We start from the raw sequence: 17,380 nt of genomic DNA, 5'->3' as shown, positions 1-17,380 counted from the left end.
AGGGAATGACATGCAAATTTTAAAAGAACATGCAAAACCGTATTGGCGTGATATTACATTTTCAATATTGGCAGTGATTGTCATGGCTGGTGCTTCGTTGTGGCAACCGCGACTATTGCAGAATATCATGAAGGCGATTATAGCCGATAATCAGAATCAAGTGATGCAATATGGTATTCAATTATTGGTGTTAGCAGTAATTGGGTTAGTTGCTGGTGTTATCAATACGATTTTCGCTGCAAAAGTCTCACAATCAATTGCAGCGGACGTTCGAGCAAACGAATACAAAAAAATTCAATCATTTTCATTTGGTAATATCGAAAAATTTTCAGCCGGTAATTTGGTTGTTCGGATGACTAATGATGTCAACCAAGTGCAACAGCTTGTCATGATGTTTTTACAATCATTGACACGTATTCCTATTTTGTTTGTGGGTGCTTTCATTCTTGCGCTGATGACGTTACCACGTTTGTGGTGGATTGTTGTGTTGATGGTTATCTTGATTGCGCTATCATCACAAATGGTGTTTAAGCAGATGGGTAAGTTCTTTACGCGTATTCAAAAGCTGATTGACAAAACGAATACATTGGCAAAAGAAAATCTTCAGGGCGTTCGAGTGGTAAAATCATTTAACCAAGAGCAAAATGAAACAACGCGGTTTACTGAAAATTCTGATGAATTAACACACGTTAACACGACGATTGGGTATTTGTTTTCGACTATGATTCCAATGTTCATGCTGATTTCTTATGTGGCAATCGGCGCTGCCGTGTTATTTGTTGGTCGTGGTATTATCCAGCATCCAAGTGATTTGGCTGCAATCACGTCATTTATTTCATATCTCATGCAAATTTTCTTTGCCATTATGATTGGTGGCATGATGGCAACATTTGCTTCACGCGGATTCGTTTCATTAGCGCGTATTAAAGAAGTGCTTGATACGGAACCTGATTTGACTTATGACGCTGACGCCGAAGAATTAGAATTGAGCGGGGATGTGTCATTCAAAAATGTTGCCTTTACTTATCCTGGAGATCAAAAACCAGCCTTAGAAAATATTTCGTTTGACGTTAAGTCTGGTGAAATGATTGGTATTGTTGGTGCAACTGGCTCTGGAAAAACAACTTTAGCACAATTGATTGCTCGCTTGTACGATCCATCAGTGGGTGAAGTGACCGTTGGCGGTGTGAACTTGAAACACGTGAATGAAAAATCACTTCGTCGTGCTGTTTCGTATGTACTGCAACGCGCTATCTTATTTAGTGGTACAATCGCGGGTAATTTAAGACAAGGTAATCAAGGCGCAAGCGAAACAGAACTACAAAAAGCTGCTGAAATTGCACAAGCTGCGGAGTTCATCAACCGTTACGATGATAACTTTGAACACGAAGTTGAAGAACGTTCGGCCAATTTTTCCGGTGGTCAAAAACAACGTTTATCAATTGCGCGTGGCGTGGTCGGAAATCCTAAAATTTTGATTCTTGATGATTCAACATCCGCCTTGGATGCGCGATCGGAAAAATTAGTGCAAGAAGCGCTTGATCGTGATTTGAAAGGTACCACGACCTTTGTGATTGCTGAAAAAATTAGCTCCGTATTACACGCAGATCGCATTTTGGTGCTTGATAATGGGCAACTTGTTGGTGTTGGGTCACATCAAGAATTATTGCAATCATCCCCTATTTATACAGAAATCTATGAGACACAGAAAGCGAAAGGAGCGAACGCATGACTGATATTAAACGCGCGGTTGTCTATTTTGCAAAATATCTTAAGCGTTATTGGCTCAGCTTAGCTTTTGTTACGGTTGTAACAGTCATTTCTATTTATTTTGAAGTTAAAGCACCAGTTTATATGGGTCAAGCTATTACGGAATTGGCTAATTATGTTGGACAATACATGAATCCTCAGACGCATCAAACTGCCAGCATGACGCCATTTTACAAAGCACTTGGCTTGATGATGTTGTTCTTCGTTGTGACTGCGATTACCATGTTCATTTCAAGTTTTATTTCCAGTCGCATTAGTGCGGAAGCTTCTGGTCGTATGCGAATTGGTTTGTTTGCCAAATTGCAGCGGATGACAATTAAGTATTTTGATACGCATCGAGACGGTGAAATTTTGTCATTGTTTACGTCTGACTTGGATAATATTTTCAATGCGATGAACCAAGCTATTTTCCAGTTATTGTCACAATTTGCCCTATTTGTCGGTGTTATCTTGATGATGTTTAATCAAAATGTGAAGCTCGCATTGGTAACAATGGCTTCAACACCGGTTGCAATTATCGTGGCATGGTTTGTTATTAGTCGTGCACGTCACTACATTGATCAACAACAAGACGCCACTGGTAAAATGAACGGCTACATCAACGAGCAAATTAATGGTGAAAAAATCATTATTACGCAAGGATTACAAAAAGATTCAATTGCTGGTTTTGCCCCACATAATGAAACTATCAAACAAGCAACTTTCAAGGGTCAAGTATACTCAGGTATGTTATTTCCTCTGATGCAAGGATTGTCTTTACTTAACTTGGCAATCGTGATATTCTTCGGTTCGTGGCTGGTTGTGCATGATGGTATGGATAAGTCAGTTGGCTTAGGCTTGATCGTAGTTTTTGTTAATTATTCACAGCAGTATTATCAGCCGATTACGCAAATTACGTCGATTTATAACATGCTTCAGTTGGCTGTTACTGGTGCACGTCGATTAAGTGATGTTGATGAGCAAGTCGAAGAAGTCACACCGGTCAATGGTCAAAAATTGACTGGCGTTGCATCTAATGTTGCGTTGAAGGATATTCATTTTGCCTATCAAGAAGATAAAGAAATCTTGCACGGTGTCTCAATTGATGTTCAAAAAGGTGAAATGGTCGCACTAGTTGGGCCAACTGGTTCTGGTAAGACAACCGTGATGAACCTATTAAATCGCTTTTATGATGTGACAGGAGGTTCTGTTACATTCGATGGTGTTGATGTCCGTGATCTAGATCTTAAGTCGTTGCGGGATCATGTTGGTATTGTGTTACAAGATTCTGTGCTATTTAGTGGCACAATCGCTGATAATATTAAATTTGGGGATCCTGAAGCTAGTGACGAAGCGATGATCGATGCTGCCAAACAGGCTAATATTCACGATTTTATCATGACATTGCCTGATACTTATCAAACCAAAGTAGATGATGAAAACTCGATATTTTCAACTGGTCAAAAGCAACTGCTTTCAATCGCTAGAACAATTTTGACAAATCCATCATTTTTAATTTTGGATGAGGCAACCTCAAACGTTGATACAGTTACAGAAGCAAGAATTCAAGCAGCAATGGATAATGTTATTGCTGGACGGACAAGTTTCGTGATTGCACATCGTTTGAAAACAATTTTGGGTGCTGATAAGATTGTCGTCTTAAAAGATGGACAAGTCATTGAAGAAGGCTCCCACGAAGCATTAGTTGCTGAAGGTGGCTTTTACGCCGAATTGTATCATAATCAAATGGTATTTGAATAAATCCGTTTAGCCACTAATTTTTCGAAAAATTAGTGGCTTTTGATTAGGAGAATAAGCGATAGTAAAAAAGGCTAAAAATGGGTCATTATTGGAAGGAAAACGCTTAAAATGTTATACTATTACTATTGCGTTTCATACGTACGTTTAGCGTGCGTTTAATTTTTGGAGGAGACAATGAACATTGGTTTGTTTACGGACACGTATTTCCCACAAGTCAGTGGGGTTGCGACCTCAATCAAAACTTTAAAAGAGGCATTAGAAGCTCAAGGACATCAGGTTTACATATTTACCTCGACAGATCCCAAAGTGCCTAAAAATAAATTTGAACCATATATTTATCGTTTTTCAAGTGTGCCATATCTCGGTTTTAAGGATCGAAGATTGGCTTTTCGTGGTTTAATTCAAGCTGTTGAAATTGCTAAGTCGGTCCAACTTGATATTGTACACACACAAACTGAGTTTTCACTTGGTTTGTTGGGTAAATTTGTGGCGCGACAACTCAAAATTCCGGCTGTGCACACGTATCATACAATGTATGAGGATTACACACATTATTTTGCCAAAGGAATGCTCATTGGACCAAATGGTGTGGGTCGCATCATGAAAGCCTATATGATGAGTATGGCTGGCGTTATTGCACCTTCTAAATTAGTACAAGATACACTGGTACGCTATGGTATTACAGTACCAATGCGAATTATACCAACTGGCGTATCACTACCGAAGCGTCGCTCTACACAAGTTAATTTGCGACATAATTATCATTTTTATGATACACAACCAATCATTTTGTCTCTAGGTCGATTGGCTTTTGAAAAAAATGTCGCCATGACAATTTCGGTTTTTTCAGAGTTGCTGCAAGTGATGCCAGATGCGCGTTTAGTAATTGCCGGTGATGGACCAGCTAGAAAATCTCTGTTTGAGCAAGTGGCAGAGCTTGAATTAGAAGATAAAGTTATTTTTACAGGGATGGTTAATCACGAAGATATTGGCGATTATTACCAAATGGCAAATGTATTCGTCAGTTCCTCAGACACGGAAACGCAAGGCTTAACATTTATTGAAGCTATGGCTGCCAATCGTCCTTTTGTGGCGATTCATTCTCCATACTTGGATAATTTAGTTGACAATGAAGCAATTGGCACATTAGTTAGTGATTATGATGAATTGTTAGCAGCGGTTCAAAAATATCTTGAACGACCTAATACATTGGCAGATGAGCAAGTTCGTCAAGCTAAAATGAAAGATGTTGATGCCACAAAATTTGCTGAACGTGTCTTAGCTTTTTATCAAGATATCTTGGCTGATTATCACGCTGATGATGTTGATGACGAGTATCCCAATGACGAAGAGGTTGGCTACATGAAGCGTATCTTGCGCAATCCATTTAGGAGAAGTTAATTGAAAGTTTTACTTTACTTTGAAAATCAAAAGTTAATTGCAAAATCCGGTATTGGTCGTGCCTTGAAATTACAGCAAGAAGCGCTATCACATACTGACGTGGTTGTCACAACTGACCCTAAGTCGACAGATTATGATATTTTGCACATTAATACTTATGGTGTTGAGAGCCATCACATGGTTAATAAGGCACATAAGTTGGGGAAAAAAGTGGTTTATCATGGCCATTCTACCTATGAGGATTTTCGTAACTCATTTATTGGATCTAACATGATTGCGCCGTTGTTTAAACGTTATTTAGTATCGTTGTATTCGAAGGCTGATGCGATTATCACCCCAACGCCATATTCTAAGCAACTTTTACGTGGCTATCGGCTAAGCCAACCTATCGTACCAATATCAAATGGTATAGCTTTGGAAAAATATGCACATGATGACGAAAAAATCCGTCAATTCCGAGATTATTTTGATTTGTCGGATGAACAGAAAGTAGTCATGAGCGTTGGATTATTTTTTGAGCGAAAGGGTATTTTAGATTTTGTTGAATTGGCAAAACGCCACCCTGAGTATGTGTTTATTTGGTTTGGCTATACTGATTTAAGATTGGTGCCGGGTAAAATTAGTCGCCTCATTAAGGGGGATCATCCACGAAACTTGATTTTCCCCGGTTACATTACCGGTGATGTGATTCGTGGCGCCTTTCAAGGCGCGGATTTATTTTTATATCCATCTTATGAAGAAACTGAAGGTATTGTTGTGCTCGAAGCATTAGCATCAAAGCAAAATGTGTTAGTGCGTGACATTCCGGTTTATCATAATTGGTTACAGGATGGAATAAACAGTTACAAAGCGCACAGTTTTGATGAATTTGAAAGTAAAATGCAACAAATATTAAATGGTGAATTAACAGATTTGCGAGATGAGGGGTATCAATTAGCAAAAGCTCGTAATTTACCGGAAATTGGTCAACAGTTAAAAGCTGTTTACACGAATTTATTGGGGAAGTGAGTCTTAACAATGTTAAAACGTGATAGATTATCAATCATTATTGTGACCGTTTTAACCGCGGGTGTTATTTATTTTTTAACGCGGGAATTAAGTGGCAAAGGAAAGCAGCTTGAAGAAGCACTGAAACATCTTGATTGGCGTTGGTTAGTGGGCGGTCTTTTGATGATGATTGTGTCAATTGCCTTTGAAGCCGCGGCAACACGAGTGCTATTGAACAAAACGGACCGAAAAAACACTTCGTTTTTCGCCTTACTACGTGTACCTTTACTGAACTTATTAGGTACAGGTGTAACACCTTTTGCTACTGGGGGGCAACCCGCTCAATTGTACGGATTAGCGAGGGCAGGTGTTGAATCTGGTCGGGCAATGTCTGTTATTTTAATGAAATTTTTAGTCTACCAAGTCGTTGTCGTGCTATTCTTTATAGTAGGTTATGTTGCGGCAGATAATTTCATCTATTCACAAGTTGCGCCAACCTTTGCGACATTCATTCCATTTGCGATTGCTATTCACGCGGTTGTCATTGTGGGTATTGCCTTGGTGATGTTTTGGCCATCTTTGACTTTACGTCTAGTCGATTTTGTGGCCCCACTGTTTAAACGCGTTATGTCAAAACAACGGTTTGACAGTGTTATTTCAACGACGAAACAAAAAATTGATAACTTTCATGAAGAGTCACGACGAGTAATTAGTAGTTGGCAATCATTAGTCGGTTCATCAATATTTACGATGATGCAGCTGGTTGTTTTTTATTTGATTCCTTATTTTGTCATTCGTGCGTTCGGTTATGCTTCGGTAAATCCTTGGCTAATTGTCACAATGAATATTATGATTGTTATGGTTATTTCGTTATTTCCAATCCCTGGTGGTGTTGGTGGTGCCGAGTTAAGTTTTCAACTCTTGTTTTCACCATTCGTTGAAAATTCAGCTACGCTGATTTTAGTCATTTTGATTTGGCGATTAATTACGTATTATTTTGGTATATTTGCTGGTATCATTGCATATATAATACCAGCGCGAAAAAATGTGAGGTAAGCGCATGGACAATGACACACGTCACACAAGTGATTTGAAACAAATCTTAAACCGACTCAGAGCGATGATCGATTCAACCGATAATGCCGTTCAAACGCGTCGCTTTGATGCATTTGGCATTGAGGCACTACAAGTTACTTATGACCAATTAACGCAAATATGGACTGTTCGAGAACATCGAGAGGTGCGACAATTCCAATTTGATGATATCGACCTCGTAGCGATTGAAATTTACGATGTGCTACACGATTTCAAACTAATTTATTAGGAGAGCACCAAGCAATTTTCTTAATTTAGCAAGGAGTGCGTTGACGACAATGAAACGTTTATTAAAATTAATTTCTAGTCCTAAAACATGGTGGCGACAAATAAAACGTACGATGGATACATCGGCACCAATTGTTTGGTTTTTTATTCTGAATGTGATGTTGGTTTGGCTGAAAATGTTTGCCGAATATCATATGAACTTTAACTTAGGGGCGGAAGGCGCAACACAGCAATTTTTGTTGTTTCTAAATCCAATTCCAACGGCTATTATATTTATTAGTATCGCCCTATATTTTCGTGGTGCATTGAGTTACTGGTTGGCGATTATTTTCAACTTAATTCAATCTGTTTGGCTGTTTGCAAACATGCTGTACTATCGAGAATTTTCTGATTTTCTATCGATGGGTATTTTAGGATCAGGGAGTTCGACCGGTAATAACTTGGGCAAATCTATCGCTGCGATTATTCATTGGACCGATTATTTGGTTTTCATAGACATCATTATTTTGATTGCTCTGGTTGTTTTTAAGCAGTTAACAATTGACCGCAAGGGTGTTCAGAAAAAATTTGCTATTTTGACAACATTGTTTGGTGTGATTTTAATGTTTGTTGACTATGGTATTGCATCGACGAACCGTTCAGGATTATTGACACGTTCGTTTGATAATAATTATATCGTTAAATATCTTGGGTTGAATGAGTATGCTGTGTTCAATGCAGTTCAAACTTATAATCAAACAGAAAGTCGGAAGCGTGCTAAACCAACCGATTTGGCCAAAGTTAAAAAATTTGTTGCAACACAAAAATTGCCAGATAATATTCAATACTATGGTACACAAAAAGGCAAAAATGTTTTTATGATTCACTTGGAATCATTCCAACAATTTCTGATTGATTATAAAGTTGACGGTCAAGAAGTAACGCCTAATTTAAATAAGTTTTATCATGACCAAAATACGTTGAGCTTTGATAATTTTTATAATCAAGTGGGGCAAGGTAAAACTTCTGATGCTGAAATGATGCAGGAAAATTCATTGTTTGGCTTAGCAACTGGTTCAGCAATGGTTAAATATGGCACCAATAATACGTTTGAGTCATTGCCGGCTATTTTGGGACAACGTGGTTATACGACGGCAGCCTTTCATGGCGATGTTGCCAGCTTTTGGAACAGAGATAATACCTACAAATCATTTGGTTACGACTATTTCTTTTCAAAATCTTACTATTCCAACGCTAATAAGGCAAATTATAACATTGGTTATGGGATGAAAGACAAAATATTCTTACGAGATAGTGCTCAGTATATTGAGCAACTGCCACAACCATTCTATGCAAAGTTAATCACGGTTACTAACCACTACCCATACGATTTGGATAAGCAAAACATTGATTTTCCGGCGACCAAAACAGGTGATAATACAGTTGACGGCTATGTTCAAACAGCTCATTATTTGGACCAATCTTTTGGCGAATTAATGACGTACATTAAAAAAGTTGGACTCTATAATAATTCAGTGTTTGTGCTTTATGGTGACCATTATGGTATTTCTGAAAATCATCAACCAGCAATTGCGCAATTACTTGGAAAAGACAAAATCACGAATTACGATTTAGCCAATTTCCAAAAGGTGCCGTTTATGATTCATGCGACTGGTCTCAAAGGTGGTATTAATCACACTTATGGTGGTGAAATTGATATGATGCCAACTTTGTTGGACGTGTTAGGCGTGCCAGATGATGGGATGACTATGTTTGGGCAAGATATGCTATCGAGCAATTACAAAGGTAAAGTTGTTTTCCGAGATGGTGATTGGATAACGCCAACTTATACAAAGTTTAATAATCAATACTTTAATACGCAAACGGGAGAGCAGGTCACAGAAAGTGCCGATAAGCAACTGAAAAAGGTAGCCAAAACTATGTCAGCTTATGCGACAAAAGTGCTTGGCTATTCAGATGAGGTTATCACTGGTGATTTGCTGAGATTTGATACATCACGATCAGACTTCCATGCGATAAACAAAAAAGATTATAATTACAAAAAGTCTGCTGGTTTAGCAGCCTTGAAAAAGGCACAAAAAAGTAATCCATCAAGTATTTTGGCACAAAATAAGGGCAAATCCACATTGAGCGATTATGTGACAGATGCACCTGAGTTAAAAAGTGACGATTCAGATAAGTGAAAAATGGCGAACAAGGTTCAACTAGAACATTTGTTCGTTTTTTGATATAATGAAATAAGATTGTCTCAAAAAATAGTGATACGGTGACGAAAAGAGAAAATAATATGATTGAACACCAAACAGATCATGAATTTGAAGTGGTCTCAAAATATCAGCCAACTGGTGATCAGCCGCAAGCCATCGAGCAGCTAGTCAGTGGTTTAAATAATAATGTAAAAGAACAAATTTTACTTGGTGCTACGGGAACAGGTAAGACATTTACTATTTCGAACGTCATTAAGAATGCGCAAAGGCCAACACTAGTTCTTAGCCATAATAAAACGTTAGCAGGCCAACTGTATAGCGAATTAAAAGAATTTTTTCCAAATAATGCTGTCGAATATTTTGTATCATATTATGATTATTATCAACCAGAAGCTTATGTACCAAGTTCCGATACTTTTATTGAAAAAGATTCCGCTGTCAATGATGAGATTGATAAATTACGTAACTCGGCAACAAGTGCATTGTTAGAACGACGTGATACAATCGTGGTGGCTTCTGTCAGTTCGATTTTTGGATTGGGTGATCCACATCAGTATAAAGATCATGTCATTAGTTTGCGGGTGGGCAATGAGTACGGTCGTGACCAACTAATGCGTGACCTTATTGACGTTCAATTTACACGAAACGACATTGATTTTCATCGTGGCACTTTCCGAGTTCGTGGTGATGTCGTCGAAATTTTTCCAGCGTCACAGGATGAAATGGCGCTACGCGTAGAATTTTTTGGTGATGAGGTTGATCGTATCCGAGAAATTAATTCTTTAACAGGCGAAACAGTAGCAGAACGTGAGCATGTTGCCATTTTTCCAGCTAAGCATTTCATGACAGATGACGACCAAATGCGTGTTGCGCTTGAGGGTATTCGCCAAGAAATGAACGAACAAGTTGCAAAGTTTGAAAAAGAAGGTAAATTAATCGAAGCACAGCGCATTAAGCAACGTACTGAATATGATTTAGCCATGCTCGAAGAAATGGGATTTGTTGGTGGTATTGAAAACTATTCACGTTGGATGGATGGCCGTCAAGCCGGCGAGCCACCATTTACACTTCTTGACTTTTTCCCAGATGATTTTCTGATTGTGGTGGATGAAAGCCATGTGACAATGCCGCAGGTAAGGGGGATGTTTAATGGCGACAAGGCGCGTAAAGAAACATTGGTGAACTATGGTTTTCGATTACCAAGTGCATTAGATAATCGGCCACTAACATTACCAGAATTTGAGCAACATGTGAATCAAATCATTTACATGTCAGCCACACCGGGCGATTATGAAATGAACCGTGTAACACCTGATCATATCGCACAGCAAATTATTCGTCCCACTGGGCTGCTTGATCCAGAGGTTGAGGTACGTCCAGTTATGGGCCAAATTGATGATTTAGTAGGCGAAATTAATTTGCGATCGAAACGTGACGAACGCGTCTTCATTACGACGCTTACTAAGCGAATGGCAGAAGATTTAACTGATTACTTAAAAGATTTGGGCATTAAAGTTGCCTACTTACATGCTGACATCAAGACATTAGAGAGAACGGAAATTATTCGTGATTTACGTTTAGGGAAGTACGATGTTTTGATTGGCATTAACTTGTTACGTGAAGGTATTGACGTGCCTGAAGTATCCTTAGTGGCAATTTTAGATGCGGACAAGGAAGGCTTTTTGCGTAATCCACGCTCATTGATTCAAACTATTGGCCGTGCAGCACGTAACGAAAATGGTCATGTCATCATGTATGCCGATAAAATCACAGCGTCGATGGCAGAAGCAATGGCAGAAACTAGTCGACGTCGTGAGATACAAATGGCCTATAATCAAGCGCATGACATTACGCCAAAGACCATTAAAAAGGAAATTAGAGACCTTATTTCAATTACGCACGCTGCTGTTTCGGATGAAAAAGCAGTTGATTTGACGCAAGTGGCGTTTGATGATTTGCCAGCAGATGAGCAACAGGCTATTATTGATAATTTGACGGCACAAATGAAAGCAGCTGCTAAAGCGCTGGACTTTGAAGAAGCCGCACAATTGCGTGATAGTGTCATGACATTAAAAACACGTGCTGGTCATTAACCAACACTATTTAAATTAATTTAAAGAGAAAAAGAATGGCAAAAACACAAATAGAAATTCGTGGTGCTCGGGCACATAATCTAAAAAACATTGATGTGGATATACCAAAAGACCGCTTGACTGTTGTCACTGGTTTGTCGGGATCTGGTAAATCGTCGTTGGCATTTGATACACTTTATGCTGAAGGCCAACGTCGCTACGTGGAAAGCTTAAGTTCTTACGCTCGCCAGTTTTTAGGTCAAATGGATAAACCAGATGTCGATTCTATTGATGGACTATCACCGGCGATTTCGATTGATCAAAAAACAACCTCCAATAATCCAAGATCAACGGTTGGGACTGTCACAGAAATTAATGACTATTTTAGGCTATTATATGCACGAGTTGGACGTCCAGACGATCCGGCTGACGGCACAAAAATTATGTACACAATTGATCAAATGGTCAATGATGTACTTGAACAGTTGCCTGAGGGTAGCCGTTTACAAGTTTTTGCACCGATCATTCAGCATCAACGTGGCTCACACGCTTCAGCTTTTGATGTGATGCGTAAACAAGGCTACATTCGTGCCCGAGTTGATGGTAAATTGATTGAGTTAGACTCAGACAATATCACATTAGATAAAAATGTAGCACACGATATCGATGTAATGGTTGATCGTATCGTTTTGCGTGGTAACTCACGTTCACGCTTATATGATTCAATTGAATCAGCAGTACGGCTCGCGGCTGGTCGCGTAACAATTGACGTCGTCTCACGAGATGAAAAAGTGGAAGCAATTGTTCTAAAGTATTCTGATCATTACCTTGGTGAATTAAAAGATTTTCGTGTTGGTCGATTAGAACCGCGACTGTTTAGTTTTAATGCACCGCTAGGTGCTTGTGAATTTTGTCAAGGATTAGGTGTTACCCGAGAAGTCGATACTGATTTGGTTATTCCGGATCCACAAAAGTCTCTCAATGACGGGGCTATCGTACCATGGAACCCAATTTCATCTAATTATTATCCTGAAATGCTAAAGCAGTTTGCTGAGCAACTCAAGATTGATATGAACAAACCATTTGAGAAATTAACCACTAAACAAAAAGCACTTATCCTAAATGGTTCTGGTGACAAGGACTTTCATTTTCATTATGAAAATGATTTTGGTGGTGTTCGTGATGTGGATATACCATTCGAAGGTGTTATCAACAACATCACTCGACGGTTTAACGAAACTAATTCTGATTTTACACGGGACCAAATGGCCAACTACATGACAGAGTTGACTTGTAAAGCTTGTGGCGGATACCGTTTGAACCCGGCAGCTTTATCAGTTAAAATTGCGGGTAAGCATATTGGTGAAGTTTCTGAAATGCCTGTTGACCAAGAACTTGATTTTTTTAATGGTATCAGCTTAGGTCAACAAGATACAGAAATTGCCGCGCAGATTATTAAAGAAATTAAAGATCGTTTGGGATTTTTGGAAAGTGTTGGCTTAAAGTATTTAACGCTTTCTCGTTCTGCTCGGACACTATCCGGTGGCGAGTCTCAGCGTATTCGCTTGGCTACGCAAATTGGTTCTAATTTATCTGGTGTGTTATATGTTTTAGATGAACCATCTATTGGACTGCACCAAAGGGATAATGACATGCTTTTGGCATCATTGCAACGTATGCGTGATTTAGGTAATACGTTAGTAGTTGTGGAACATGATGAGGACACAATGCGTGCTGCTGACTACCTGATTGATGTTGGCCCGGGTGCTGGTGAACTTGGTGGAAAAATTGTTGCCAGTGGCACACCGGCGATTGTAGAGGCCAATCCCAACTCCTTAACGGGGCAATATCTATCCGGTAAAAAGTACATTCCCGTGCCGATTAAGCGTCGATCAGGAAATGGTGAGTACATTACCATTAAAGGCGCTAAAGAAAACAACCTTAAAAATGTCACCGTAAAGTTTCCTTTGGGGAAGTTTATTGCTGTTACTGGGGTGTCTGGATCAGGAAAGTCAACGTTAGTTAACACGATTTTAAAACGAGCCCTCAAGCAAAAACTAAACAATAATTCTGAAAAACCTGGCCGTTTTCGTGCCATTGATGGTGTTGAAAATATTGAACAAGTTGTTGACATTGATCAATCACCAATCGGGCGGACGCCTCGTTCAAATCCTGCTACGTATACCGGCGTATTTGATGATATTCGTGATTTGTTTGCACAGACAAATGAAGCAAAAATGCGTGGCTACAATAAGGGGCGGTTTTCATTCAATACCAAAGGGGGTCGTTGCGAAAATTGTCGTGGTGATGGTGTTATTAAAATTGAAATGAACTTTTTGCCAGATGTCTATGTGGCTTGTGAGGTATGTGGTGGCACACGTTATAATTCTGAAACACTTGAAGTGAGCTACAAAGGCAAAAATATTTCACAAGTGCTGAACATGACAGCAACTGAAGCCCTTGATTTTTTTGCGCCAATTCCTAAAATAGCCCGAAAGTTGCAAACTATTAACGATGTTGGCTTAGGTTATGTCACATTAGGCCAGTCAGCCACAACCCTTTCGGGTGGTGAAGCACAGAGAATGAAACTGGCATCTGAATTGCATCGTCGTACTAATGGTAAAACGATGTATATTTTGGATGAGCCAACCACAGGGCTTCACACAGACGATATTGCGCGGTTACTGCTAGTTCTTGAAAGATTGGTTGATGCTGGCAATACAGTGGTTGTGATCGAACATAATTTAGATGTCATTAAATCTGCTGATTGGCTGATTGATATGGGACCTGAAGGTGGCGCAGGTGGTGGTGAAGTACTAGTCACGGGAACACCTGAAAAGGTCATGAAAACAGCTCAGTCCTATACAGGGCGTTATCTCAAAACGATTATTGAACGTGATTTGGCTCGTGCTAAATAGTTGCATTCCTATTTAAATGTGGTATAGTTATTAATTGTAAGTAAGATTGCTAGAGTAATTAATGTCATAAGACACTAATTACTCCGTCCCTATTTGCAAAAAAACAAATTGGAGATCTCATACAATGACAGAAAAATTAGACATTGCTTCAGCGGCTCGCAAGTTGAAAAGTCCTAATATTAAGACGCGTAAACGTGCCTTAAAGGCAATTCACGACCTAGCCCGTCAAAAAACAGTTTCTAAGTAGCATCTAGTCGTCCTACAAAATTGTAGGGCGGCTTTTTGTGTTAAAATTAAGTTAGTTTTTGGAAAGGTGGAAAATATGAAACCTAAAATCGTGATTATTGGCGGTGGTTCTGGCTTGCCAGTTATCATCAAGCCATTGGTCAGAGAAGCGGTTGATTTATCGGCCATTGTGACTGTCGCTGATGATGGTGGTTCAAGTGGGCTGCTAAGAGATTACATTAATATTGTCCCACCTGGCGATATTCGTAATATTTTGGTGGCTATGGCCGATGTGGACCCAGAAATTTTGAAGCTATTACAGTACCGTTTTCACGCAGAAGATGAATTTTTCGCAGAACATGCTGTGGGTAATTTAATTATTGCTGCAATGACGGAAATGCAGGGTAATATTTTTGATGCGGTGCAACGTTTAGCAGCGTTTTTACGTGTGCGTGGACATGTCTATCCAGTTTCAAATGAGCCACTGGTTTTACATTCAGAATTTAAAAATGGATCCACTTTAGCTGGTGAGTCTGAAATTACGCATGCGCATCAGACGATTGATCATGTCTGGGTTACCGGCGATGAACCGGGTGAGGAACCTAAAGCAGCACCAGAAGTTGTGACAGCAATCATGAACGCGGATATGGTAGTATATGGACCGGGTAGCTTGTTTACTTCGATTTTACCAAACGTTGTGGTGCCAGAAGTGAGACAGGCTCTCCAGCAAACATCAGCCAAACAAGTCTATATTGCTAACATCATGACGCAAAAAGGCGAAACAGATGCGTATACAGATGCACAACATTTGCTAGCCCTTAACGCACATATTGGTGCTCCCGTCGTTAACTATGTTGTTTCAAACAGTAAAAAGGTACCAGACGATTTCGTTGATTTTCAAAAATGGAATGAGATTTCGAAACAAGTTAAACTTGATGAACCAGCGGTCAAAGTTCAAGGGGCACAGCAAATTGCCGGCGATTTTTTGCAATTGCGTGATGCCGGTGCTTTTCATGATGGTCAAAAAATTGCTGATAAATTGATTGAAATTTTAGGAAAACGATAGATGTCTTACGCTGCTGAAGTAAAAAAAGAACTGACTGGTTTGATTGTTCATGGTGGTAACGCTAAAGCGGAGTTATCGGCACTTATGCGTATGAATGGTGTCAGTACACTTGGACTAGATCAAAGTATTCGTGTCCAGACGGAAAATGCTGCAATTGCTAGACGTATTTATACACTTTTAAAACAAAGTTATGCCAATGTTGAGGTCGAAGTAACAGTCAGTGACCATAATCATCTTTCTCGGCACAAGTCATACGGTGTGTTGCTGAAAAGCCAGATTGATGATGTACTAAATGATCTCGGTGTTGACCCCTTTGGGCTTCATCCGGAAATTCCGTCACGAATTTTAAATCAAGTCGATAAAAAAAGGTCATTTCTACGCGGCGCTTTTTTAGCGACAGGTTCTGTAAATTCGCCCGAAAAAGCAAATTATCATTTAGAAATCTATACAACGCATGAAGAACTAGGCGAGCAACTTTTGGTGATGATGTCCGGGTTTGATTTGCCAGCCAAAATGACTGATCGCGGTAATGGCTTTATTGTCTATTTGAAACGTGCTGAAAAAATTGTTGATTTTTTACAAACCATTGGTGCGACACAATCAATGTTACGCTTTGAAGACATTAGAATGATGCGCGATATGCGAAATTCGGTGAATCGGTTGGTTAATGCTGAAACGGCTAACATGCAAAAAACGGCGATTGCCGCTAATAAACAAGTATCGCAGATTCAGATGATCGCAAAGCAAATTGGTGGTTTGGACTTTCTGCCACAAAAACTGCGCGAAGTGGCACAAGCAAGACTAGATCATCCTGATGAATCACTAGCTGAACTTGGTGATATATTAGAAATTAGTAAATCAGGCGTTAATCATCGTATGCGAAAATTAAAGCAATTGGCAGAAATGATTGAAGCTGGTGAAACCTATGATTTAACGAAATTGTAAATTTTTAGCACTCGCGTCGTTAATGTGCTAAAATAATAATAAGTTAATTATTTGAATTAACCAAGCTAAGATACGAGGTAAAATTTATGTGGCCCGGAGTTATTGAACAAACTGCAAATGGACGTGAAAACTATGATTTGCCATCACGTTTATTAAAAGATCGTATTATTTTGGTGCAAGGAGAGGTCGAAGACAGTATGGCGACATCTATTGTTGCTCAGTTGCTGTTTTTGGAGGCTCAAGATCCAAATAAAGAAATTTCGATGTATATTAATTCACCCGGCGGTTCTGTAACAGCTGGATTATCAATCACTGACACGATGAACTTTATTAAAGCACCTGTGACAACTATTGTGATGGGACTCGCAGCTTCGATGGGGACTATAATTGCTGCTTCAGGTGAAAAGGGTCATCGTTATATGCTGCCTAATGCTGAGTACTTAATTCATCAACCAATGGGTGGTGCTGCCGGCGGTACGCAACAGACCGACATGGCGATTATTGCTGAGCAATTGACCAAAACACGTGCAAAATTGAACAAAATTTTGGCTGATGCTTCTGGTAAGGATTTGGATCAAATCGCGCACGATACTGAACGTGATAACTGGATGAGTGCCGAAGAGACATTGGAATACGGCTTTATTGACGGTATTTTAACAAAGTCTGGTGATAAGCCTATCTCAAAATAAAAACAACCAAGAGGTTGTTTTTTTAATGCAGAAAAAA

Annotated in this window: 13 protein-coding genes; all 13 read left to right on the top strand. The window is 39.3% G+C overall.

Going from position 1 to position 17,380, the window contains the following annotated elements; all coding sequences use genetic code 11:
• Positions 1 to 10: 10 nt before the first annotated feature.
• Positions 11 to 1,732: an ABC transporter ATP-binding protein gene (locus ACI3ES_RS08820; RefSeq protein ID WP_114666913.1), complete on the top strand. Its 1,722-nt coding sequence runs from the start codon at positions 11 to 13 to the stop codon at positions 1,730 to 1,732.
• On the top strand, positions 1,729 to 3,510 hold the full coding sequence (locus ACI3ES_RS08815) for an ABC transporter ATP-binding protein (protein WP_114666912.1): 1,782 nt from the start codon (positions 1,729 to 1,731) through the stop codon (positions 3,508 to 3,510). The genes ACI3ES_RS08820 and ACI3ES_RS08815 overlap by 4 nt, the downstream gene beginning before the upstream one ends.
• A 174-nt stretch (positions 3,511 to 3,684) precedes the next feature.
• Positions 3,685 to 4,911, top strand: a complete 1,227-nt coding sequence (locus ACI3ES_RS08810) for a glycosyltransferase family 4 protein (RefSeq protein WP_317212330.1) — start codon at positions 3,685 to 3,687, stop codon at positions 4,909 to 4,911.
• Positions 4,912 to 5,919, top strand: a complete 1,008-nt coding sequence (locus ACI3ES_RS08805; protein WP_260362635.1) for a glycosyltransferase family 4 protein — start codon at positions 4,912 to 4,914, stop codon at positions 5,917 to 5,919.
• Positions 5,920 to 5,928: 9 nt separating this feature from the next.
• Positions 5,929 to 6,954 carry a lysylphosphatidylglycerol synthase transmembrane domain-containing protein gene (locus ACI3ES_RS08800; RefSeq protein ID WP_080519195.1) on the top strand — a complete coding sequence of 342 codons (1,026 nt, stop codon included), beginning with the start codon at positions 5,929 to 5,931 and terminating at the stop codon, positions 6,952 to 6,954.
• A 4-nt stretch (positions 6,955 to 6,958) separates the two neighbouring features.
• Positions 6,959 to 7,222 (top strand): YkuJ family protein, encoded by a 264-nt coding sequence (locus tag ACI3ES_RS08795; RefSeq protein WP_004911407.1) that lies wholly within the window; start codon positions 6,959 to 6,961, stop codon positions 7,220 to 7,222.
• A 49-nt stretch (positions 7,223 to 7,271) separates the two neighbouring features.
• Complete coding sequence (locus ACI3ES_RS08790) at positions 7,272 to 9,404, top strand: LTA synthase family protein (protein ID WP_407631972.1); 2,133 nt, start codon at positions 7,272 to 7,274, stop codon at positions 9,402 to 9,404.
• Between the two features lie 104 nt (positions 9,405 to 9,508).
• The gene (gene uvrB, locus ACI3ES_RS08785) at positions 9,509 to 11,521 is read left to right on the top strand and encodes an excinuclease ABC subunit UvrB (RefSeq protein ID WP_114666908.1); all 2,013 of its coding nucleotides are present in this window, start codon (positions 9,509 to 9,511) and stop codon (positions 11,519 to 11,521) included.
• A gap of 35 nt (positions 11,522 to 11,556) precedes the next feature.
• Positions 11,557 to 14,418 (top strand): excinuclease ABC subunit UvrA, encoded by a 2,862-nt coding sequence (uvrA, locus tag ACI3ES_RS08780; protein ID WP_317212325.1) that lies wholly within the window; start codon positions 11,557 to 11,559, stop codon positions 14,416 to 14,418.
• Positions 14,419 to 14,542: 124 nt separating this feature from the next.
• The gene (locus ACI3ES_RS08775) at positions 14,543 to 14,665 is read left to right on the top strand and encodes a putative metal homeostasis protein (protein WP_004911390.1); all 123 of its coding nucleotides are present in this window, start codon (positions 14,543 to 14,545) and stop codon (positions 14,663 to 14,665) included.
• A gap of 75 nt (positions 14,666 to 14,740) precedes the next feature.
• Positions 14,741 to 15,709, top strand: coding sequence for a gluconeogenesis factor YvcK family protein (yvcK, locus tag ACI3ES_RS08770; RefSeq protein WP_114666906.1), 969 nt, complete (start codon positions 14,741 to 14,743; stop codon positions 15,707 to 15,709).
• Positions 15,710 to 16,654: a DNA-binding protein WhiA gene (gene whiA / locus ACI3ES_RS08765; RefSeq protein ID WP_114666905.1), complete on the top strand. Its 945-nt coding sequence runs from the start codon at positions 15,710 to 15,712 to the stop codon at positions 16,652 to 16,654.
• A gap of 86 nt (positions 16,655 to 16,740) precedes the next feature.
• A complete protein-coding gene (locus tag ACI3ES_RS08760) occupies positions 16,741 to 17,343 on the top strand; it encodes an ATP-dependent Clp protease proteolytic subunit (RefSeq protein ID WP_004911383.1) in 603 nt (200 codons plus the stop codon).
• The last annotated feature ends 37 nt before the right edge of the window (positions 17,344 to 17,380 follow it).

It is taken from the genome of Leuconostoc falkenbergense, from assembly GCF_045801155.1.
GTDB classification, from domain to species: Bacteria; Bacillota; Bacilli; order Lactobacillales; family Lactobacillaceae; genus Leuconostoc; species Leuconostoc falkenbergense.
This window is presented reverse-complemented; position numbering and strand designations above follow the sequence as displayed.

Bases quoted from the DNA above. Each gene is read 5' to 3' on its own strand.
- ACI3ES_RS08820 (WP_114666913.1), top strand. From the start codon at position 11: ATGCAAATTTTAAAAGAACATGCAAAACCGTATTGGCGTGATATTACA.
- ACI3ES_RS08815 (WP_114666912.1), top strand. From the start codon at position 1,729: ATGACTGATATTAAACGCGCGGTTGTCTATTTTGCAAAATATCTTAAG.
- ACI3ES_RS08810 (WP_317212330.1), top strand. From the start codon at position 3,685: ATGAACATTGGTTTGTTTACGGACACGTATTTCCCACAAGTCAGTGGG.
- ACI3ES_RS08800 (WP_080519195.1), top strand. From the start codon at position 5,929: ATGTTAAAACGTGATAGATTATCAATCATTATTGTGACCGTTTTAACC.
- ACI3ES_RS08795 (WP_004911407.1), top strand. From the start codon at position 6,959: ATGGACAATGACACACGTCACACAAGTGATTTGAAACAAATCTTAAAC.
- ACI3ES_RS08790 (WP_407631972.1), top strand. From the start codon at position 7,272: ATGAAACGTTTATTAAAATTAATTTCTAGTCCTAAAACATGGTGGCGA.
- uvrB (WP_114666908.1), top strand. From the start codon at position 9,509: ATGATTGAACACCAAACAGATCATGAATTTGAAGTGGTCTCAAAATAT.
- uvrA (WP_317212325.1), top strand. From the start codon at position 11,557: ATGGCAAAAACACAAATAGAAATTCGTGGTGCTCGGGCACATAATCTA.
- ACI3ES_RS08775 (WP_004911390.1), top strand. From the start codon at position 14,543: ATGACAGAAAAATTAGACATTGCTTCAGCGGCTCGCAAGTTGAAAAGT.
- yvcK (WP_114666906.1), top strand. From the start codon at position 14,741: ATGAAACCTAAAATCGTGATTATTGGCGGTGGTTCTGGCTTGCCAGTT.
- whiA (WP_114666905.1), top strand. From the start codon at position 15,710: ATGTCTTACGCTGCTGAAGTAAAAAAAGAACTGACTGGTTTGATTGTT.
- ACI3ES_RS08760 (WP_004911383.1), top strand. From the start codon at position 16,741: ATGTGGCCCGGAGTTATTGAACAAACTGCAAATGGACGTGAAAACTAT.